This is a genomic window from Pseudomonas sp. 1121_17, from assembly GCF_052850745.1.
Genome location: NZ_VXCX01000005.1, coordinates 135,183 through 156,200 on the forward strand (window position 1 = coordinate 135,183; position 21,018 = coordinate 156,200).

Annotated in this window: 21 protein-coding genes; 7 read left to right on the forward strand and 14 right to left on the reverse strand. The window is 63.1% G+C overall.

The window, feature by feature from the left end:
- Nucleotides 1-7: 7 nt before the first annotated feature.
- Nucleotides 8-802, forward strand: coding sequence for a thiazole synthase (locus tag FW789_RS12530; RefSeq protein WP_101315465.1), 795 nt, complete (start codon nt 8-10; stop codon nt 800-802).
- A 9-nt stretch (nt 803-811) separates the two neighbouring features.
- Nucleotides 812-1,534 (forward strand): tRNA (guanosine(46)-N7)-methyltransferase TrmB, encoded by a 723-nt coding sequence (trmB, locus tag FW789_RS12535; RefSeq protein WP_103435679.1) that lies wholly within the window; start codon nt 812-814, stop codon nt 1,532-1,534.
- Nucleotides 1,535-1,665: 131 nt separating this feature from the next.
- On the opposite strand, the gene FW789_RS12540 is transcribed toward trmB, so the two are convergent.
- From FW789_RS12540 to FW789_RS12580, 9 genes are all read right to left on the reverse strand, one after another.
- A complete protein-coding gene (locus tag FW789_RS12540) occupies nt 1,666-1,992 on the reverse strand; it encodes a DUF3392 family protein (protein ID WP_101315469.1) in 327 nt (108 codons plus the stop codon).
- A 9-nt stretch (nt 1,993-2,001) separates the two neighbouring features.
- Complete coding sequence (hemW, locus tag FW789_RS12545; RefSeq protein ID WP_101315471.1) at nt 2,002-3,201, reverse strand: radical SAM family heme chaperone HemW; 1,200 nt, start codon at nt 3,199-3,201, stop codon at nt 2,002-2,004.
- The gene (rdgB, locus tag FW789_RS12550; protein WP_101315473.1) at nt 3,198-3,794 is read right to left on the reverse strand and encodes an RdgB/HAM1 family non-canonical purine NTP pyrophosphatase; all 597 of its coding nucleotides are present in this window, start codon (nt 3,792-3,794) and stop codon (nt 3,198-3,200) included. Before rdgB ends, hemW begins: the two co-directional genes overlap by 4 nt.
- On the reverse strand, nt 3,791-4,225 hold the full coding sequence (locus FW789_RS12555) for a DUF4426 domain-containing protein (RefSeq protein WP_103435682.1): 435 nt from the start codon (nt 4,223-4,225) through the stop codon (nt 3,791-3,793). The genes rdgB and FW789_RS12555 overlap by 4 nt, the downstream gene beginning before the upstream one ends.
- A gap of 27 nt (nt 4,226-4,252) precedes the next feature.
- Complete coding sequence (gene metW / locus FW789_RS12560) at nt 4,253-4,873, reverse strand: methionine biosynthesis protein MetW (protein WP_101315477.1); 621 nt, start codon at nt 4,871-4,873, stop codon at nt 4,253-4,255.
- Between the two features lie 7 nt (nt 4,874-4,880).
- Complete coding sequence (gene metX / locus FW789_RS12565) at nt 4,881-6,020, reverse strand: homoserine O-succinyltransferase MetX (protein ID WP_101315479.1); 1,140 nt, start codon at nt 6,018-6,020, stop codon at nt 4,881-4,883.
- 86 nt (nt 6,021-6,106) lie between these two features.
- Entirely contained in the window at nt 6,107-6,697 is a 591-nt protein-coding gene (locus tag FW789_RS12570) for a YggT family protein (protein WP_446431514.1), read from the reverse strand.
- A 10-nt stretch (nt 6,698-6,707) separates the two neighbouring features.
- Entirely contained in the window at nt 6,708-7,526 is an 819-nt protein-coding gene (gene proC, locus FW789_RS12575) for a pyrroline-5-carboxylate reductase (RefSeq protein ID WP_101315483.1), read from the reverse strand.
- A gap of 36 nt (nt 7,527-7,562) precedes the next feature.
- Complete coding sequence (locus tag FW789_RS12580; RefSeq protein ID WP_101315485.1) at nt 7,563-8,249, reverse strand: YggS family pyridoxal phosphate-dependent enzyme; 687 nt, start codon at nt 8,247-8,249, stop codon at nt 7,563-7,565.
- Nucleotides 8,250-8,314: 65 nt separating this feature from the next.
- Here FW789_RS12580 and FW789_RS12585 point away from each other — a divergent pair, with 65 nt between their 5' ends.
- Nucleotides 8,315-9,313 carry a type IV pilus twitching motility protein PilT gene (locus FW789_RS12585; RefSeq protein ID WP_446431515.1) on the forward strand — a complete coding sequence of 333 codons (999 nt, stop codon included), beginning with the start codon at nt 8,315-8,317 and terminating at the stop codon, nt 9,311-9,313.
- Nucleotides 9,314-9,354: 41 nt separating this feature from the next.
- Here the strand turns inward: FW789_RS12585 and FW789_RS12590 are convergent, their stop codons facing one another.
- Nucleotides 9,355-9,987, reverse strand: coding sequence for a C40 family peptidase (locus FW789_RS12590; RefSeq protein WP_103435688.1), 633 nt, complete (start codon nt 9,985-9,987; stop codon nt 9,355-9,357).
- A 165-nt stretch (nt 9,988-10,152) separates the two neighbouring features.
- Between FW789_RS12590 and FW789_RS12595 the strand changes: the two genes are divergently transcribed.
- A complete protein-coding gene (locus FW789_RS12595; protein WP_101315491.1) occupies nt 10,153-10,572 on the forward strand; it encodes an NINE protein in 420 nt (139 codons plus the stop codon).
- A 70-nt stretch (nt 10,573-10,642) separates the two neighbouring features.
- On the opposite strand, the gene FW789_RS12600 is transcribed toward FW789_RS12595, so the two are convergent.
- The 3 genes from FW789_RS12600 to FW789_RS12610 form a co-directional block, all read right to left on the reverse strand.
- Nucleotides 10,643-11,332, reverse strand: coding sequence for an SPOR domain-containing protein (locus FW789_RS12600; protein ID WP_101315493.1), 690 nt, complete (start codon nt 11,330-11,332; stop codon nt 10,643-10,645).
- A 1-nt stretch (nt 11,333) separates the two neighbouring features.
- On the reverse strand, nt 11,334-13,070 hold the full coding sequence (argS, locus tag FW789_RS12605; RefSeq protein WP_446431516.1) for an arginine--tRNA ligase: 1,737 nt from the start codon (nt 13,068-13,070) through the stop codon (nt 11,334-11,336).
- Nucleotides 13,071-13,193: 123 nt separating this feature from the next.
- Nucleotides 13,194-15,413 carry a primosomal protein N' gene (locus FW789_RS12610; protein ID WP_446431517.1) on the reverse strand — a complete coding sequence of 740 codons (2,220 nt, stop codon included), beginning with the start codon at nt 15,411-15,413 and terminating at the stop codon, nt 13,194-13,196.
- 179 nt (nt 15,414-15,592) lie between these two features.
- On the opposite strand from FW789_RS12610, the gene rpmE reads away from it, so the two are divergent.
- The 3 genes from rpmE to FW789_RS12625 all read left to right on the forward strand — a co-directional run bounded on the left by rpmE (nt 15,593) and on the right by FW789_RS12625 (nt 18,081).
- Complete coding sequence (gene rpmE, locus FW789_RS12615; protein ID WP_101315499.1) at nt 15,593-15,808, forward strand: 50S ribosomal protein L31; 216 nt, start codon at nt 15,593-15,595, stop codon at nt 15,806-15,808.
- A gap of 2 nt (nt 15,809-15,810) precedes the next feature.
- Entirely contained in the window at nt 15,811-16,632 is an 822-nt protein-coding gene (locus tag FW789_RS12620) for a thermonuclease family protein (RefSeq protein WP_446431518.1), read from the forward strand.
- A gap of 180 nt (nt 16,633-16,812) precedes the next feature.
- A complete protein-coding gene (locus FW789_RS12625; RefSeq protein ID WP_101315503.1) occupies nt 16,813-18,081 on the forward strand; it encodes a malic enzyme-like NAD(P)-binding protein in 1,269 nt (422 codons plus the stop codon).
- A gap of 447 nt (nt 18,082-18,528) precedes the next feature.
- On the opposite strand, the gene FW789_RS12630 is transcribed toward FW789_RS12625, so the two are convergent.
- On the reverse strand, nt 18,529-20,973 hold the full coding sequence (locus tag FW789_RS12630; RefSeq protein WP_446431544.1) for a penicillin-binding protein 1A: 2,445 nt from the start codon (nt 20,971-20,973) through the stop codon (nt 18,529-18,531).
- Between the last annotated feature and the right edge of the window lie 45 nt (nt 20,974-21,018).

Genomic DNA, 21,018 nt, shown 5'->3' on the forward strand with positions numbered 1-21,018 from the left:
AACAACGATGAGCAATGTTCGTAGCGACAAGCCCTTCATCCTGGCCGGGCGCACGTTCCAGTCGCGCCTGCTGGTTGGTACCGGCAAGTACCGTGACATGGAAGAAACCCGCCTGGCCATCGAAGCCTCGGGTGCCGAGATCGTCACAGTCGCCGTGCGCCGCACCAACCTGGGCCAGATCCCGGGCGAGCCGAACCTGCTCGACGTGCTGCCACCCGACCGCTACACCATCCTGCCCAACACCGCTGGCTGCTACGACGCAATCGAAGCCGTGCGTACCTGCCGCCTGGCCCGGGAGCTGCTCGATGGCCACAACCTGGTCAAGCTGGAAGTGCTCGCCGACCAGAAAACCCTGTTTCCCAATGTGATCGAAACCCTCAAGGCCGCCGAAGTGCTGGTCAAGGAAGGTTTCGACGTGATGGTCTACACCAGTGATGACCCAATCATCGCGCGTCAGCTGGCAGAGATCGGCTGCATCGCGGTGATGCCGCTGGCGGGCCTGATCGGTACCGGCCTGGGCATCTGCAACCCGTACAACCTGCAGATCATCCTTGAAGAATCCAAGGTGCCGGTGCTGGTCGATGCCGGCGTCGGTACCGCTTCCGATGCCACCATCGCCATGGAAATGGGCTGCGAGGCGGTGCTGATGAACTCGGCCATCGCCCACGCCCAGCAACCGGTGCTGATGGCCGAAGCCATGAAATACGCTATCAATGCGGGTCGTCTGGCTTATCTGGCCGGGCGTATGCCAAAAAAACTGTATGCCAGCGCCTCGTCGCCGCTGGATGGTCTGATCAAGTAAGAGTTTCTGATGACTGAATCGCAAGATACGCCGATCCCCGCCGACGGCGAAGAGCGCCCGCACCGCCGCATCAAGAGTTTCGTGATGCGCGCCGGGCGCATGACCGAAGGCCAGCAACGTGGTCTTGATCAGGGCGCGCCCCTGTTCGTGCTGCCGCTGGCCGACAGCCCGGTCGATTACGACCAGGTATTCGGCCGCTCGGCGCCGCGTACCCTGGAAATCGGCTTCGGCATGGGGCACTCGCTGCTGGAGATGGCTGCCGCCGCACCAGAGCAGGACTTCATCGGCGTCGAAGTGCACCGCCCGGGTGTTGGCGCGCTGCTCAATGGCGTGCTGACCCAGGGGCTGCAGAACCTGCGGGTGTACGACTGCGATGCGATCGAAGTGCTCAACCGCTGTGTCGCGGATAACAGCCTTGATCGCTTGATGCTGTTCTTCCCGGACCCGTGGCACAAGGCTCGTCACCACAAGCGCCGCATCGTCCAGCTGGAGTTCGCCGAACTGGTGCGCAGCAAGCTCAAGCCGGGTGGCGTTTTCCATATGGCCACCGACTGGGAACCGTATGCCGAGTACATGCTGGAAGTGATGAGCGCCGCGCCGGGCTATCGCAACCAGGCCGAGGATGGCACCTATGTACCGCGCCCCACAGAGCGGCCGATCACCAAGTTCGAACGCCGTGGCGAACGACTTGGGCATGGCGTCTGGGATTTGAAGTTCGTAAAAGTCGACTGATATCGGCGTTGGCTGGATTGGGGCTGCTGCGCAGCCCTTTCGCGACACAAGGCCAGACGACGCGGTCCCCTGTAGGAGCGGCCTTGTGTCGCGAAAGGGGCGCAAAGCGCCCCCAACACACGGTCTACACGTCAACCACGCCGATCAGCCACCACCCCAATCAACACCAACACCACCAGCAACACCGGCGCCAGTGCGTAGTTGTTGAACTGGCTGAGCCCCTTGATCACCCACGGCGTGGCATAGATCAACGCCGCACCGCTGCCCACCATCACCAGCAAGGCCATGAATGGTATGCGCAACGCGCCGGCCAGGCCGCCCAGGCGCTGGTCTACCCAACCCTTGATATCCGTGCCGAACAGCACCAGCAGGCAGCCTACCAACGCCAGCGAGATCTCCGACAGGTTGCTGCGGCTCCAGCGCGACACGGTCGCAAGCAGGTCAAGTACCAGGTCCATGGGTCATCCTTAGGTCAAGAAATACTGCAGCAGGTCATTGAGGAACAACTGGCCGCGCGGTGTTGCTGCCAGCCGATCCGGTTCGACCTGCAAAAGCCCCTTTTGTTCGGCCAGGCGCCGGGCTTCGGCCAGCTGCGCCAGCGGCAGACCGGTGCGGCGGTGGAACAACTCAGCCTCGACCCCATCCGTCAGGCGCAGCGCATTCATCAAAAACTCGAACGGCAGCTCGTCCACTGGCAGCAGCTTCTCCCCAGCCTTGTACGGCTTGGCCGGGTTCAGGTAGTCCTTGGGCAGGCGCGTCTTCCAGGTGCGCAGGATGCGCCCGTCGGCGAACGACAGCTTGCCGTGGGCGCCGGCGCCGATGCCGATGAAGTCGCCGAAGCGCCAGTAATTGAGGTTGTGCCGTGCGGCGCGATCGGCCTGGGCATAGGCCGACACTTCGTACTGATGGAAGCCATTGTTGGCCAGCAGCAACTGCCCGGCTTCCTGGATATCCCAGAGGATGTCGTCTTCAGGCAGCTCGGGCGGCTGGTTCCAGAACACCGTGTTCGGCTCGACGGTGAGCTGATACCAGGACAGGTGCGTCGGGCCCAGGTCGATTGCCTGCTGCAGGTCGCCCAAGGCGTCCTCCAGCGACTGATCGGGCAGGCCGTGCATCAGGTCCATGTTGAAGTTGTCAAAACCTGCTGCGCGCGCCATGTCGGCTGCGCGGATCGCCTCGTCGCCGTTATGAATGCGGCCAAGCTTCTCCAGCTTGGCCGGTTGGAAGCTCTGCACGCCGATTGACAGGCGATTGATACCGGTCTGCCGGTAAGCCTTGAACTTGTCCTGCTCGAAGGTACCCGGGTTGGCCTCGAGGGTTATCTCGATATCGGCGGCAAACGCAATGCGCTGTTCAACCCCGCGCAGCAGGCGGTCCAGCGCAGCGGCGCTGAACAGGCTTGGCGTGCCACCGCCAAAGAAGATCGTGCTGATGGTGCGGCCCTGCACGGCAGGCAGCTCTTGTTCAAGGTCTGCCAGCAAGGCGTCGACGTAGGCTTCTTCAGGCAGATCAGGGCCGGCCTGGTGCGAGTTGAAGTCGCAGTAGGGGCACTTGCGCACGCACCAGGGGATATGGATGTACAGCGACAGCGGGGGCAGCTCCGGCAATGCCAGGCGCGCGCCAGAGGCCCGCGGATGGAGCAGCTGGATCGACGGCTTGTCGGTCATGCCAGGCCCAGACGCTGACGCAGCAGGGCCATGGCGCGGGCGCGGTGGCTGAGCTGGTTCTTCTCCAGCGGCGCGAGCTCTGCGCTCGAGCAGTTGCGCTCGGGCACCCAGAACAGCGGATCGTAGCCAAAGCCATGCTCGCCACTGGCAGCACGCAGGATGCTGCCGTGCCAGAGGCCTTCACAGAGGATCGGCAGTGGGTCATCGGCATGCCGTACCAACGCCAGCACACAGACGAACTGCGCACCACGTTGCTCATCCGGCACGTCTTTCAGCGCGTCGAGCAGCTTGGCGTTGTTGGCGGCATCGCCCTTGCCGTCGGCATAGCGTGCCGAGTAGATGCCCGGCGCGCCGCCAAGAAAGTCCACGGCCAGGCCCGAGTCATCGGCCAGTGCCGGCAAGCCGGAAATGCGCGCCGCGTTGCGGGCCTTGAGAATGGCGTTTTCGACGAATGACAGGCCGGTTTCTTCCGGCTCGACCTGGCTGAATTCGCCGATCGAACGCAGGTGCACCGACTCGCCAAGCATGGCCTGGAGTTCTTTGAGCTTGCCAGCGTTATGGCTGGCCAATACGAGTTGCTGAAGATTGATCATTCGCCTGGGAACACTTCCTGGTTGAAGCTGAAAGAATGGCTGGCGCCGCCGCTGGCAACCGTGAGTTCGAAGATCAGCGTCTGCGCCTGCTCGATCGGGAACTGGGCGAGGTAGCTGACGCCACTAGGGTCGCTGACCTGACGGAACGTAAGCGCGCTGCTGCGCCCGGTGAGGTCCTTGACGCTGCCGCTGACCATGGCCATGTCCGGCTTGCCGCCCTTGAGCACCGACACGGTCAGCACGCCCTGGTTCTTGCTGCGGATCAGACCATTGGCGGTGGCAATCGCCGGCTGCAGCATGCTCGAAGTAAAGGCGCTGTAATGCACGGTGACATCCCCGAACACTTCCTTGCGCTGGGCCTTGGCCGCATCGGCAGCCAGCACCGGTAGGGCCATGCACAGGCCGAGCAGTAATACAGCGAGTCGACGCATCGGGCGAATCCTCCAAGTGGTACGGGGTCAGACGGCGATCTGGTGTTCGCTCAGGCTCGGGCTGCTGAGGCGATAGATGCCGATCTCTCCCAACAGATTAGGCCAAACCCGACCGCCGATGCCATTGCGGTGCAGGCGGTCGACGGCCAGCCGGTCGAGGACCTTGGCATGGTGGTCGACGCACAGCTGCTCGAAGTCGGCAAAGGTGCAGAAGTGGATGTTCGGCGTGTTGTACCAGGTGTACGGCATGAAGTCCGAAACCGGCATGCGACCCTTGCTGGCCAGGTACCAACGGCAGCGCCAGTGGCCGAAGTTGGGGAAGGTGATGATGCACTCGCGGCCCACCCGCAGCATTTCGGCGAGGATCCGGTCGGGGTATTCGACCGCCTGCAGGGCCTGGGTCATGACCACCACGTCGAAGCTGTTGCTGGCAAAGTTGCCCAGACCCTTGTCGAGGTCCTGCTCGATGACGTTGACGCCCTTGGCCACGCACGCGGCGATGTTGTCGGCATCGATCTCCAGGCCGTAGCCGGTGACCTGCTTGAGGTCGCGCAATGACGCCAGCAACTCGCCGTTGCCGCAGCCCAGGTCGAGGACCCGGCTGCCGGCGGGGATCCAGTCTTGGATGATTTCCAGGTCGGCTCTCATGCGGTCCTCAGATGGCGATGCGGTTCATGTAGTTCGAGAAACCCAGCATGTAGCGAGGCGTTGGTATCAGGAAGGCGTCGTGGCCGTACGGCGAGTCGATTTCCAGATAGCAGACGTTCTTGCGTGCGGCCATCAACGCATCGACGATTTCTCGCGAGCGGGCCGGCGAGAAGCGCCAGTCGGTAGTGAACGAGATCACGCAGTAGTCTGCCGTGACGTTGCTCAAGGTTGCCGCCAGATCGCCGCCATGCGTGGCGGCCGGATCGAAGTAGTCGAGCGCCTTGGTCATCAACAGGTAGGTGTTGGCGTCAAAGCGACCGGAGAATTCTTCGCCTTGGTAGCGCAGGTAGCTTTCAACCTGAAACTCAACGCTGTGGAAGTCGTAGTTGAGCTTGTCGCTTTTGAGTTCGCGGCCGAATTTCTCGCCCATCGAGTCATCCGACAGGTAAGTGATGTGGCCGACCATGCGCGCCAGCATCAGGCCGCGCTTGGGGATCACGCCCTGGTCCTGGAAAGAGCCACCGTGGAACTCAGGGTCGGTGAGGATGGCCTGGCGGGCAACTTCGTTGAAGGCGATGTTCTGCGCCGACAGTTTGGGCGCGGAGGCGATATCGACGCAGTGGCGGACCCGGTCAGGGTAGGTGATGGTCCATTGCAGGGCCTGCATGCCACCGAGACTGCCACCCACCACGGCGGCCCACTGGTTGATGCCGAGACGGTCGGCCAGGCGCACCTGGCTGTGTACCCAGTCTTCCACGGTGAGCACCGGGAAGTCGGCGCCGTAGGGCTTGCCGGTCAGCGGGTTGACGCTGCTCGGGCCGGTGCTGCCGTTACAGCCGCCAAGGTTGTTCAGGCTGACCACGAAGAAGCGGTTGGTGTCGATCGGCTTGCCAGGGCCTATGCAGCTGTCCCACCAGCCGGGCTTGCGCTCGTCAGCACGGTGAAAGCCCGCGGCATGGTGATGGCCAGACAACGCATGGCAGATCAGCACGGCGTTGCTCGCGCTGCTGTTGAGTGTGCCATAGGTTTCATAGACCAGCTCGTAGCTGGCCAGCGATCGGCCGCAGGCCAGCGCCAACGGTTCATCGAACCGGGCAGTCTGCGGTGTTACCAGACCGACGGAATCTTCGGGAAAGACAGTGGACATCGACCCTGCTCACGCTTGACGGAGGCGTAAGTCTAAAGAGCGCTACCCCCAGCGGCAAGCACAGGCTGCCGCTGGCGGTGCACGGGTCAGATCATTCGCCACAGCTCTTGCGGCATGCCGGCGTAGGCTGCCAGTGGTGGCATCACGAACGACTGGACCACCTGGATCGCCAGGAAGGCAAAGATCGGCGAGATGTCCAGGCCGCCCAGGTTCGGTATCAGGCGGCGGAACGGCGCCAGCACTGGCTCGGCGATCTGGTAGGCGAGCTCGGCAGCCGGGTTGTGGCTGTTGGGCGCAACCCAGGAGACGATGACCATGACGATCATCGCGACCCAGAAGATCTTCAGGAACAGCGAGGTAACGCCAATGATCGCCCACATCATCAGGTGCAGGATGTCACCGGCGGTGCCGTAGGTGATCATCAGCACAAAGGCCATCAGCAGCGCCTGAATCAGGATCGCCAGCAGCAGCGACGAGGTATCCAGGCCGAAGATGCTCGGCACGATGCGCCGGATAGGCTTGAGCAGCGGTTGCGTGGCGCGCACCGCGAACTGGCTCAGCGGATTGTAGAAGTCGGCCTTGACCAGTTGCAGCACAAAGCGCAGCAGAACGATCGCCAGATACAGGCTGACCAGGGTTTGCACCACGAAAATAGCGGCGCCAGACAGTGCATTCATCAACAGCTCCTTATTTGCCCAATTGTTCGGCGAGCTCGGCGGAGCGCGTTGCCGCGGCCTGCAGCGCCTGTTCGACGATGGCCTCGAAAGCATTGCCCTGGAACGATTTGATCGCCGCCTCGGTGGTCCCGGCAGGCGAGGTGACCCGGCGGCGCAGCTCAGCGGCATCGACATCACTGGCGACTGCCATGTGCGCAGCGCCGAGGGCAGTTTGCAGGGTCAGCTGGGAAGCGGTCTCGCGCGGCAGGCCGAGCTTTTCGCCGGCAGCGGTCATTGCTTCGATCAGCAGGAAGAAGTACGCCGGGCCGCTGCCGGAGACTGCCGTTACGGCGTCCAGCTGCTGCTCGTGCTCCAGCCACAGCGCCGTGCCTACGGCCGACAGCAGTTCTTCGGCCTGCTGACGTTGCTCGGCAGACACCTGCTCGGTGGCGTACAGGCCGCTGACGCCTTGGCGCAACAGGGCCGGGGTGTTGGGCATGCAGCGCACCACAGGGCGCGGGCCGAGCCAGTCTTGCAGGCTGGCGCAGGTGATCCCGGCGGCGATGGAGACGATCAGTTGGCCGTCCTGCAGGTTGGCCTGCAGGCTCTGGCAGACGCTTTTCATGACCTGCGGCTTGACCGCCAGGACTATCACGTCGGCGTCGGCGATTGCTTGAGCGTTGTCTTCGAACACCTCGATTGCGTGCTCGGCGCGAACCCGGCTGCGGGTCTCGGCGCCAGGGTCGCTGGCGCGAATCTGCGCAGCGTCCAGACCCTGCGCACGCAGGCCGCCAATCAGGCTGGCGGCCATGTTGCCGGCGCCGATAAAGGCAATACGTGTCTTGCTCATGTCAGGTCCTTAGAAAAAAGTGAGTAAAGCATGGATTCAAGCCTGCCCGTAATCGCGCGCGCCGAACAGGGCGGTGCCAATACGCACCCAGGTCGCACCTTGGCTGATGGCGGCCTCGAGGTCGTGGCTCATGCCCATCGACAGGGTATCCAGGCCAAGATTCAGGCTGGCCTGCAGCTCGCGCAGTCGGGCAAAGGCAGCCTCCTGCACCGCGCGCTCATCGCTCGGCTCGGGGATGGCCATCAAACCACGCAAACGTAGGCCCGGCAGTGCGGCCACCGCTGCGGCCAGTGCTGGCAGCTCAGCCGGGGTACAGCCAGACTTGCTGTCCTCGCCACTGACGTTGACCTGGAGGCAGATGTTCAGTGGCGCCAACTCGGTTGGGCGTTGTTCGGACAGGCGTTGGGCGATCTTCAAGCGGTCTACCGAATGCACCCAGGCGAAATGCTCGGCAATCGCGCGGGTCTTGTTCGATTGAATGGGGCCGATGAAGTGCCAGGTCAAGGCCAGGTCAGTTAATTCATCTTGCTTGGCCAGGGCTTCCTGCAGGTAGTTTTCACCCACGTCGCGCACGCCGGCAGCGTAGGCTTCACGCACGGCGGCGGCGGGTTTGGTCTTGCTCACGGCCAGCAACTTGATGCTGGCTGGGTCGCGGCCACAGGCGAGCGCTGCGCTGTCGATACGGGCGGCGAGGGCGCCGAGGTGGTCTGCTATGGTGGACATGGAAGAATGCCAGCGGCTCAGTGATCTGCGCCATTCTACCTGCTTGATAGCCTTTGGGGAGTCTCATGGACGTGACTGACCTGCTGGCCCAGGCCGCTGCTGCAGGGGCATCCGACCTGCATCTGGCCGAGGCCGAACCACCATTGCTGCGCGTGGACGGCGAACTGCGCCGGCTCGATCTGCCGCCGATGCCAGCCGACCAACTGCAGCAAGGGCTGGCGCCGCTGTTGGCTGAGCACCAGATGCAACAATGGCTGGCCGGTGCCGAACTGGATCTGGCAGTGACCTTGAACCAGGGCCGCCGCTGCCGCCTCAACCTGTTTCGCCAGCGTAACGGCCTGGCCGCCAGCCTGCGCTTGATCCCGAGCCATGTGCCAAGCATCGCCGAGCTTGATCTGGAAGATGTATTGCAAGCTGTTGCCCAGTGCACCGATGGCCTCGTGCTGATCGGCGGGGCAACGGGTAGCGGCAAGTCGAGCACCCTGGCCGCACTGGTCGACTGGCTCAATCGTGAGCGCTCGTTACACATCATCACCCTGGAAGACCCGATCGAAGTTATCCACAGCAGCCAGCGCAGCCTGGTCACCCAGCGTGAGGTCGGCCAGCACAGCAGTGACTTTGCCCAAGGCCTGCGCAGCGCCCTGCGTCAGGACCCTGACGTGATCGTGCTGGGTGAACTGCGTGACCTGGAGTCCATCCGCCTGGCGCTGCGCGCGGCGCAGACCGGGCATCTGGTACTGGCGACCGTGCACACGCGCTCGGCGGTGAGCAGCATCGACCGTATGGTGGAGGTGTTTGCCGCCGACGAGAAACCGCTGGTGCGTACCCTGCTGGCCGACTCGCTGTGCGTGGTCGTGGCGCAGGTGCTGGTCAAACGGCGCGGTACCGGTCGGGTTGCGGCGCGGGAAGTTCTGCTGGCGAACATGGCGGTGCGCAACCTGATCCGCGAGGGACGGTTGGCGCAGATCTACTCACTGATGCAGGCTGGAGGCGCGGCGGGGATGAAGACCATGGAGGCAGCTTTGCAACAGTTGCGCGCTGAAGGCGTGATCGAAACGGGGTAGCATCTGCACTGGCCTCGTTGCGAGGCCAGCGCGTGCACCTGTCAGCGCTTGGCCAGGCTCAGCTGTTGATCCTTTGGCAGGACGCGCTTGGCGACTACGTAGTGTTTCTGCCAGTACGGCTTGCTCAGTTGGTCGATGCTGACCGACTTGCCACGACGCGGTGCATGGATGAAGCGGTCGTTGCCCAGGTAAATGGCAACATGATTGACCCGGCGGCTCTTGATGTTGAAGAAGATCAGGTCGCCTGGCTTCAGGTCGCCCTTGGCAACCTTGACGCCGTGACCCTGGGCCATGGCATTGGAGGTACGCGGTAAATCGACGTCTGCCACGTCGTTGAACGCATATTTCACCAGCCCGCTGCAGTCAAAGCCCTTGCCTGGCGTGCTGCCGCCCCAGCGATAAGGGGTGCCAAGCACATTCACTGCGCGGCTTAGCACGTTGCTGCTCTGCTTGGCGGACATGGCCACAGCCGGCAAGGCGTTGGCAGCATTGCTTGGGCGGGCACGCAGATTGGCCGATTTGGCTGCTGCATGTTTGACCGGTGCATGCTTCACGGTGGCGTTGGTGGTGTAGCCGGTGAAGCCGTTGGGAAGTCGTTGCTCACGATTGGTGGCGTGGGCTGCCAGGGGTAATAAGAGGCAGAGGGTCAGCCATGTCTTGAATAAAGGCGGCATAGATGAAGCTCTTGAAAGATGATTAGGTGATGACGCGCAACTTTATAACAGCTTTTTGCTCAAAAAATGATCCGTTGGTCGACTGCAAGGAACCATGCGTCGGCTTCACATGAAAAAGTCACATTTATTCTGAGAATATTTTTGGCTAAGCCACGAGGGCTAGGAATGAATACTTATCAACAAGGGGCGCCTTATCACGACACCCACAGCAAGGTGCTGGGGTACCTGTTGTGGATTTTCGGCTTTCTCGGCGCGCACCGTTTTTACTACGGCAAGCCGATTACCGGGACTATCTGGTTTTTCACTCTGGGCCTGCTGGGCATTGGCTGGTTGATCGACCTGTTCCTGATCCCGGCGATGGACCGCGAGGCAGACATGCGCTTCCAGTCCGGCCGGGTCAACTACAGCCTGGCGTGGGTACTGCTGACCTTCCTCGGTCTGTTCGGCGTGCACCGGCTGTACATGGGTAAATGGATCACGGCGATCATCTACTTCTTTACCGGGGGCCTGTTCCTGCTTGGCATCCTTTACGACTTCTGGACGCTCAACCGGCAGATTTCCGATGTGAACAGCGGCCGGGTCTGACTGATCCGTTCCAGTCTCAATGACGAGCTGAAAAAAGGCCTTGGCGCGATTCGCGGCAAGGCCTTTTCAGTTACTGACGGGTCTGTCGCTGTTGCAGCAGAAGGTTGCTGAAGCCCGCACCGGCCAGCTGCTTCTGGGCAACCGTGAGTTGTTCACGGTTGCTGAAAGGGCCGACCAGCACCCGGTACCAGGTCTCTTCCTTGACCGTGCCCGACTCGACCTTGACCACCTGGCCGAGCAGGATGATCTGCGCCCGCACCTTGTCAGCATCGGCCTCTTTGCGGAACGAACCGGCCTGGAGGAAGAACTGCGTGGTTGCCGCTGGCTTGATCACCGGCGGTGGCGGCGGCGGAGTCTGCCCGAGCAGGGCTGCCTGCGCGCGCGCTGTGTCGATTTTCGCAGCCTCGGCCGGGGTCACCGGTTGCGCCGGTACCGGCGGAGTTTTCTCCGGCACGGCCTCAGGCGGCACGATCACTTCCGACTCAGGCAGCAAGGTGTAGAAGTCGTACTTTGGCTTGACCGGTACCTGCGGCGTGGCCGCGGTGGTCTTGGCTGCTTCGGCAGTCCTGCCCGGTTTTTGCTGTTCCGGCTTGGCCCGCTTGATGTCATCACCGCCAGGCTCAAGCTTCATCAGGAAGACAATGAACGCGCCAACCGTCAGGCCGACCGCCAGCCAGATCCAACCCGGGATCGGCTGTTTGGCAGGGGCCTGTTGGCGGCTGGCGCCGCGCTTGGGTGCAGGTTTTTTCTTGGCAGCCAACTTACATGCGCTCCAGGGTTTCCAGGCCGAGCAACTCCAGGCCTTGCTTGAGCGTGCGGCCGGTCAGGGCGGCCAGGCGCAGGCGGCTCTGTTGTTGTTCAGCGGTTTCGGCGGCGAGGATCGGGCAGTTCTCGTAGAAGCTGGAGAACAACCCGGCGATGTCGTACAGGTAGCTGCACAGCACGTGCGGGGTGCCTTTGTCGGCGACGCTGTTGAGCACTTCGCCGAACTGCGCCAGGCGTGCGGCCAGGTCCTGCTCGTGTGGGGCCTGCAGCACGATCCGGCCGTCGAGCTGGTCGTAACCCTTGCCCAGCTTGCGGAACACGCCCGCGACGCGGGTGTAGGCGTACAGCAGGTACGGCGCGGTGTTGCCTTCGAAGTTGAGCATCAGTTCGAAGTTGAAGCTGTAATCGCTGGTGCGGTGCTTGGACAGGTCGGCGTATTTCACCGCGCCAATACCGACCACTTCGGCGATATGGCGCAGTTCATCTTCGGCCAGGCTCGGGTTCTTTTCCTTGACCAGCGCATAGGCGCGGTCCTTGGCCTCGTTGAGCAGGTCGATCAGCTTGACGGTGCCGCCATCACGGGTCTTGAACGGGCGGCCATCGGCGCCGTTCATGGTGCCGAAGCCCATGTGTTCCATCTGCATCGGGTGGCCGACGAAGCCTGCGCGGCGGGCCACTTCAAATACCTGGTTGAAGTGCAGTGCCTGACGCTGGTCGACGAAGTACAGCGCGCGATCGGCCTTGAGCACGTTGCTGCGGTAGCGCACGGCGGCAAGGTCGGTAGTGGCGTACAGGTAGCCGCCATCGGCCTTCTGCACGATCACCGGCAGCGGCTCGCCATCAGCGGTCTTGAATTCCTCGAGGAACACGCACTGCGCGCCCTGGCTTTCGACCAGCAGGCCTTTGCTCTTGAGGTCGCTGATGACGTTGGCCAGATCAGCGTTGTAGGCGCTTTCGCCCATCACGTCGGCCATGCTCAGCTTGACGTTGAGCAGCTCGTAGGTCTTCTGGCAGTGCGACAGCGAGATGTCCTTGAAGCGCGTCCACAACGCCAGGCAGTCGGGGTCGCCGGCTTGCAGCTTGACCACCAGACCACGGGCGCGGGTGGCGAATTCTTCGGATTCGTCGAAGCGCTTCTTCGCGGCACGGTAGAAGTTTTCCAGGTCAGACAGCTCGTCGCTGGTGATCGGATTTTCCTGCAGGTAGGCCATCAGCATGCCGAACTGGGTGCCCCAGTCGCCGACGTGGTTCTGGCGGATCACCGTATCGCCGAGAAACTCCAGCACTCGCGCAACGCTGTCACCGATGATGGTCGAGCGCAGGTGGCCGACGTGCATTTCCTTGGCCAGGTTCGGCGCCGACAGGTCGACCACGACCTTCTCGGCCGGGCCAGCCTTGCGCACGCCAAGCTGGCTATCGGCCAGGGCAGCATCAAGGCGCTCGGCCAGGGCGGCGGTGTTCTGGAAGAAGTTGAGGAAGCCCGGACCGGCGATCTCGACTTTGCTGATGTCAGCGCTGGTCGGCAGTGCTGCGATGAGCTTTTCGGCGAGGTCACGCGGCTTCATCCCGGCTGGCTTGGCCAGCATCATGGCGATGTTGCTGGCGAAGTCACCGTGGGTCTTGTCGCGGGCGTTTTCCACCTGAATCGCCGGGGTCAGGCCGTCAGGCAGCACACCGTCGGCGACGAGTTGGGTGAGGGCTTGCTGGATCAGCTGGCGAATGGTGTCTTTCATCGGAATCTCTTTTCGACCGCAAGCGCGGCGGAGCGCTTCGATGCGCAGGTGGAAAAACTGAGCATTATCCGTGGCTGAGCCGTGGTTGCCAACCTTTGCGGGTATCAACGGCGCGTCAACAGCTCAGTACAGGTCGACCGGGTCGACGTCCAGCGACCAGCGCACCTGACGCCCGCTGGGCATCTGTTCCAGCTCCAGCAGCCAGGCGCTTATCAGCCGGTGCAGCGGCGCGCGGGCGCTGGCCTGCAACAATAGCTGCGCGCGAAAGCGCCCGGCGCGGCGTTCCATCGGTGCCGGCACCGGGCCGAGCAACTCGATGCCCTGGCCGCCCTGTTCGGCCAGCAAGCGCTCGGCGGCGCTGCACGCTTCATCCAGAAACCCTTCGGCCTGGCCCGGCTTGTGCGCTTCGGCGCGCAGCAGGGCGAGGTGGGCGAAGGGCGGCAGGCCGGCGCCGCGGCGTTCGCTCAGGGCCTGTTCGGCAAAGGCGAAGTAGCCTTCTTCAGTCAACTGCACCAGTAGCGGGTGCTCGGCCAGGTGGGTCTGCACGATGACCTTGCCCGGCTCTTCGGCGCGCCCGGCGCGGCCGGCGACCTGCACGATCAACTGGGCCATACGCTCGCTGGCGCGGAAGTCGCCAGAGAACAGCCCGCCATCGGCATCGAGGATCGCCACCAGGGTAACTCGCGGAAAATGGTGGCCCTTGGCGAGCATCTGCGTGCCGACGAGGATGCTCGGCTGGCCGCGCTGGATGGTGGTGAACAGGTTGTGCATGGCGTCTTTGCGCGATGTGCTGTCGCGGTCCACGCGCAATACCGGGAAGTCCGGGAACAGTACTTTGAGGCGCTCTTCGGCGCGTTCGGTGCCGGCACCTACTGGGCGCAGGTCGACATGCGCGCACTTGGGGCAGCGCAGCGGCAGGCGCTCGTCATAGCCGCAGTGGTGGCAGCGCAGCACGCCGGAACGCTGGTGCACCGTCATGCGTGCATCGCAGCGCGGGCAGCCCGACATCCAGCCACAGTCGTGGCACAGCAGCGTCGGGGCAAAACCGCGCCGGTTGAGGAATACCAGCACCTGCTGGCCGGCGTCGAGGGTCTTGCCGATGGCCTGTTGTAGCGGGCCACTGATGCCGCTGTCCAGCGGCCGGCTGCGCACGTCGAGGCGCAGGAAGCGCGGCTGTTTCGCACCCCCGGCGCGGTGGTTCATGCGCAGCAGGCCGTAACGGCCGGTGTGGGCGTTGTGCAGGCTCTCCAGCGAGGGCGTGGCCGATCCGAGCAGAATGGGTACGTTCTCTTGATGAGCGCGTACCAGCGCCAGATCGCGGGCGTGGTAGCGCAGGCCCTCCTGCTGTTTATATGAGCCGTCGTGCTCTTCGTCGATGATGATCAGGCCAGGGTTTTTCATCGGCGTGAACAGCGCCGAACGGGTGCCGATAATGATATCGGCTTCGCCATCCCGCGCCGCCAGCCATGCATCCAGGCGCTCACGATCGTTCACCGCCGAGTGCAGCAGAGCGATGCGCGCATTGAAGCGCTGCTCGAAGCGCGCCAGGGTCTGCGGGCCGAGGTTGATCTCGGGGATCAGCACCAGCGCCTGCTTGCCGGCCTCCAGGGTTTCGCGGATAAGTTGCAGGTAGACCTCGGTCTTGCCGCTGCCGGTAACCCCTGCCAACAGAAACGCATGGAAGCTGCCAAAGCCCGAGCGCACGGCTTCGAAGGCTGCCCGCTGTTCGTCGTTGAGCGGCAGCTCCGGCTGCGCCAGCCAGTGTTCATGGCGGGTGGCCGGGCGTTGCCGGCGCACCTCGAGCTGGACCAGCTCTTTGGCCAGCAGCAGGTCGAGGCTGTCCTTGTTCAGGCCCAGTTTACTCAACAGGCTGTGGGCAACACCGTGCGGGTGCTGCGACAAGGTCTGCAAGGCTTCGCGCTGACGCGGCGCGCGGGCGATCCGCGGGTCGTCCAGGCGCGCGTCAGCGGTGACCTGCCAGAACCGCTCCTGGCGGATTTCGGCTGCTTCGCCCTGGCGCAGCAGCACCGGCAGGGCCCAGCTCAGGGTATCGCCGAGGCTGTGCTGATAATACTGAGCGGTCCACAGGCACAGCTTCAACAGCGCCGGCGGCAGCGGCGAGGTCGGGTCGAGCAGGGCAATCGCAGGCTTGAGCTTGTCGGCCGGCACCTCACTGGTGGCGCAGACCTCGACCAGTATGCCGATCATCTCGCGCCGACCAAACGGCACGCGGATACGCATGCCCGGGGTCAGCGGCTGGCGGGCCATGGCGGCCGTGGCCCGGTAGTCGAACAGGCGACGCAGGGGCGAGGGCAGGGCAAGGCGCAGGATGACGTCGGACACGCAGAAGGTCTCTGAAGGGCATTTCGGAACAGTTCAGGGCAGCGCCGAGCCTAGCAGACGACGGTCGGTGCGTGCGACAACTTGCGCTGACGCTGCGCTCTGGTATTATTCCCCGCCTAATTACGTGCGGTATTCAACAATAGGTGTTGGGTGGCGGCACGCAGCTCGAGGAAGTGACCATGAAAGAGAATATTCATCCGAACTACGAAGTAGTTGCAGTCACCTGCAGCTGCGGCGCCAAATTCGAAACCCGTTCGACCCTGGCCAAGCCGCTGGCGATCGACGTGTGCTCCCTGTGCCACCCGTTCTACACTGGCAAGCAGAAAGTCCTGGACACCGGTGGTCGCGTACAGAAGTTCGCAGATCGCTTCGGCATGTTCGGTGCCAAGAAGTAAGATTGCGCATGGCGAAGCCCTTGGCTCTCGCGCTGCTGCAACGAAAAGCGTCCCTTGTGGGCGCTTTTTTTATGGCCGCGATTTGTGCCATGCCGGCGCAGGCCTTCTGCCCATTGCCGGTCAAGCCGCAGCAAGTCGCCGTGCGTCAGGTGCTGGATGGCGACACCGTGCGCCTCGGCGATGGCCGCAGCGTACGCCTGATCGGCATCAATGCCCCTGAACTGGGCCGTAAGGGCCGCCCGAGCGAGCCCTATGCTGAAGCCGCCAGGCAGCGCCTGCAGGCTTTGATCAAGGCCAGTGATGGCCGGGTCGGGCTGGTGCGCGGAGCTGAGGCGAAAGACAAATATGGCCGCACTCTGGCGCATATCTATGGGCGTAATGGCGACAATCTTGAGGCGGTGCTGCTCAGTGAGGGCCTTGGCTTGCGCGTGGCCATAGCGCCCAATGTGCGCCTGGCGGGCTGCCAGGATGCGGCCGAGCAGGCGGCTCGTTCTGCTCGCCTCGGGCTGTGGCGGCAATCGCCGGTGCAGCGCGAGAGCGCCCTGCGCCAGTCTGGATTTGCCGTGCTCAGCGGCACCGTGAGGCGTATCGAACGCAATCGGGGCGGGGTCTGGCTGGACCTTGGCGAACGCGTGGTGGTGCAGGTGCCCGCTCGTCTGCAGCGGCACTTCCCGGCGCGCTTCTTCGATAACCTCAAAGGGCGCCAGGTCGAGGTCCGCGGCTGGGTGATCGACCGTTCCCGCAAGGGTGTGATCAAGCCTGGGCAGCGTCGCTGGCTGCTGCCATTGACCGATCCGAGCATGCTCAAACGGGCCTCTGGCTAAAAAATTGTAGACATTAATGCATGCAATTGTACACACTGAATCCCGCATGCCCCGTGGGTTGTAGCGTAAAGTCGTAGGCCATGGGCCTTGACACATGTGACCGGGCAGTCTTGTCGCCCCCCGGCACTTTGCGTATCCTCGGCGGTCCGTCAGAACAGTAAATAAGCGGAATTGCCCACCATGTCAGACCTGAAAACCGCCGCTCTCGAATATCATGCTCAGCCTCGTCCGGGGAAACTGAGCGTCGAGCTCACCAAGCCAACCGCCACTGCGCGCGACCTGTCCCTGGCCTACAGCCCGGGCGTTGCCGAACCTGTGCGCGAGATCGGTCGTGATCCAGAGCTGGCTTACAAGTACACCGGCAAGGGCAACCTGGTCGCAGTGATCTCCGACGGTACCGCCATTCTTGGCCTGGGTGACCTCGGCCCACTGGCTTCCAAGCCGGTCATGGAAGGCAAGGGCGTTCTGTTCAAGCGTTTCGCCGGTATCGACGTATTCGACATCGAAGTCGAGTCGGAAAGCCCACAGGCCTTCATCGACACCGTGCGCCGTATCTCGATCACCTTCGGCGGTATCAACCTCGAAGACATCAAAGCGCCAGAGTGCTTCGAAATCGAACGCACCTTGATCGAGCAGTGCGACATTCCGGTATTCCACGATGACCAGCATGGCACCGCCATCGTCACCGCGGCCGGCATGATCAACGCCCTCGAAATCGCCGGCAAGAAGCTCGAAGACGCGCAGATCGTCTGCCTGGGCGCCGGCGCTGCCGCGATCTCCTGCATGAAGCTGCTGGTCAGCATGGGTGCCAAGGTCGAGAACATCTTCATGATCGACCGTACCGGTGTTATCCACTCCGGCCGTGAAGACCTGAACCAGTACAAGGCGCAGTTCGCCCACGCTACCGACAAGCGCAGCCTGGCTGATGCCCTGCAAGGTGCTGACGTATTCGTAGGTCTGTCCGGCCCGAATCTGCTGAGCGCTGAAGGCCTCAAGTCGATGGCTGCCAACCCGATCGTGTTCGCTTGCTCGAACCCGGATCCAGAGATCAGCCCGGAACTGGCTCACGCCACCCGTAACGACGTGATCATGGCTACCGGTCGTTCCGACTACCCGAACCAGGTCAACAACGTTCTGGGCTTCCCGTTCATCTTCCGTGGTGCTCTGGACGTTCGTGCCAAGCGCATCAACGAAGAGATGAAGATCGCTGCGGCCATCGCTCTGAAGGACCTGGCCAAGCAGCCAGTGCCTAAGGAAGTCTGCGATGCGTACGGCGTGCAGGCCCTGGAGTTTGGTCGTGAGTACATCATTCCGAAGCCGATGGATCCACGTTTGATTACTCTGGTTTCTGATGCGGTGGCCAAGGCTGCGATCGAAAGCGGTGTTGCTACCCTGCCTTATCCGAAGCACTACCCGCTGAAAAGCGTGGACGATGTGTTCAACGGTTAATAGGTATGGCGTTATGAAAAACCGGCTCTGATGGGCCGGTTTTTTTATGGCTGGGGTTTGGGTGGGGCTTTTTTTGGGGGGGGGTGGGCTTATCCGGTATCGTTGTCGGCCGTGCGGGCCCCTTTCGCCTTTACGGCGAGTTACTTTTTTGGCAAACGCCCCAAAAACGTAACCAAAAAAGGGCTTGGCTCCACATCCGGCCCCTCCGCTGCGCTGCGGGGTTCCCTCGCTCCGGTCTTGCTCCCGGGAGGACCGCGCTGTACGGGCCATCCTGGCCCGCAGCACTTGCCGGCCATCCATGGCCGTCACCTCCCTGCGCAAGACCTGCGCTCGGCCTCCTGAGTCGCCGGTGGATCAAGATCAAAAGCAGATCAAGATCAAGGGCACGCATCGCTGCGCTGGCGTAGATCAAGAGCTGGGGGCGCTCAGCGCCCCCAGCTTTTGGGCTTAGAACAGGTCCATCGGCGCTGCTTCGTCCGCTGGCAGCGGGCTGCCAGGCGCTGCGCCGTTGCCCAGTTCATCCACCGACGGCGGCGAGTCTTCGGCCTTGAACAGTTCGAAGTAGGCGTTCGGCGTGCTTGGGGTCGCTGCGCGGCCGCTGACCGGATCGACCCGCAGGCTGAGGATGCCTTCAGGTTCGGCTGGGGCGTGGTTGGGTTTGTCTTTCAAGGCGGCGCCCATGAAGCTCATCCAGATCGGCAGAGCCGCAGTGCCGCCATATTCGCGGCGGCCGAGGGTTTCTGGCTGGTCGAAGCCAACCCAGACAGTGGTCACGTAGTCGGCGTTGTAGCCGGAGAACCAGGCGTCCTTCGATTCGTTGGTGGTACCGGTCTTGCCAGCCAGATCGGTACGGCCCAGAGCCATCGCCCGGCGGCCGGTGCCGCGCTTGATCACGTCCTGCAGCATGCTGGTGAGGATGTAGCTGGTGCGCGGGTCGATGATCTGTTCGGCGAGCACTGGTGTCTGCGCACTGAACTGGGCGTTGGCGATCGGCGCTTCGCCCGGCAGGCCGCTGCTGATCGGCTGCTCTGGCGCGGCGATGCCGGCCTCGTCGCTGCCGCCGCCCTGCGGCACATGCGCAGGGTTGGCAGTAAACAGGGTATCGCCGTTGCGGCTCTCGATGCGTTCGATCAGGTACGGGCTGATCTTGTAGCCGCCGTTGGCGAAGGTGCTCCAGCCGGTGGCAATTTCCATCGGGGTCAGGGTTGCGGTGCCGAGCGCCAGCGACAGGTTGCGCGGCAGGTCCTGCTTGTTGAAGCCGAACTTGGCGATGTAGTCGATGGTGCGGTCGACGCCCATCGCCTGCAGCAGGCGGATCGAGACCAGGTTGCGCGACTTGTACAGCGCTTCGCGCATGCGGATCGGGCCAAGGAAGGTGTTGGTGTCGTTTTTCGGCCGCCAGACCTTGTCCAGGTACTCATCGACAAACACGATCGGCGCGTCGTTGACCAGGCTCGCGGCGGTGTAGCCGCTGTCCAGGGCTGCGCTGTAGACGAACGGCTTGAAGCTCGAGCCCGGCTGACGCTTGGCCTGCATGGCCCGGTTGTAGTTGCTCTGCTCGAACGAGAAGCCGCCGACCAGGGCGCGGATCGCGCCGTTGTACGGGTCGAGGGTGACCAACGCACTCTGCGCGCCCGGCACCTGGCTGAACTTGAGCTTGCCTTCATCCAGGCGCTGCACGCGGATCAGGTCGCCGATCTGGGCGACATCGGCAGGCGACTGTGGCGCCCGGCCTTGAGCGTTGGTGTTCAGATACGGCCGCGCCCATTTCATGGTGTCCCAGGCCACGTCCTGCTCTTCGCCGTTGCGGGTGAGCACTTTCAGACCGGTTTTGTCGACCTGTGTAACGATAGCTGGCTCCAGCCCGCCGAGGGTGCGCTGCTTGCCCAGCTCCTGCAGCCAGGCGGCGTGGGTCTTGCCCGGGAAGCGTGACTCAGGGCCGCGGTAGCCATGGCGTTCATCGTAATCGGACAAGCCATTGAGCACGGCGCTGTTGGCCATGTTCTGCATATCGCTAGGCACCGTGGTGGTCACCCGGAAGCCTTCGGTGTAGGCCTCACTGCCATAGCGGCCGACCATTTCAGCACGGGCCATTTCGGCAATGTACGGCGCGTTCACTTCCGGCGTCGGCACGTGGTAACTGGCGTTCAGCGGCTCGGCCAGGGCGGTCTCGTAGCTGGTCTGGTCGATCTTGCCGAGTTTGTACATGCGCCCGAGGATCCAGTCGCGGCGCTCTTTGGCCCGGGTCGGGTTGGCCAGCGGGTTGAAGCGCGAGGGGGCCTTCGGCAGGCCGGCGATCATGGCCATCTGCGCCAGGCTGACGTCGCGGATCGACTTGCCGTAGTAGACCTGCGCTGCGGCGTCGATGCCGTAGGCGCGGTTACCCAGGTAGATCTTGTTGACGTACAGCTCAAGGATCTCGTCCTTGGTCAGTTCGCGTTCGATTTGCAGGGCCAGCAGGATTTCGTTGGTCTTGCGCGAGAAGCTGCGCTCGCTGGTAAGGAAGAAGTTCTTCGCCACCTGCATGGTGATTGTGCTGCCGCCGGTCTGGATATGACCAGACTTGACCAGTTGGGTCGCGGCACGCATCAGGCTGCTCGGGTCGACCCCGTAATGGTTGAGGAAATTATCGTCTTCGGCTGACAGAAGCGCCTGAATGAATTGTGGGGGAATTTCCGCGAAGCGGATCGGCGAGCGGCGCATTTCGCCAAACTCGGCAATCAGCTTGCCATCGCTGCTGTAGACCCTCAGGGGGATCTGCAACTGGATGCTTCTGAGCGACTCGACCGAGGGCAGGCTGGGACTAAGATACAGAAACGCCCCGCTCAGACCGAGTACGAGGGCACAGATGACTGCGACGAAAGACCACCAGAAGAACTTCAGCAGGCGTATCAAGGCTTTTGGGTGTCCAGGTTGAGAAATGGAGTGCGCACAGGT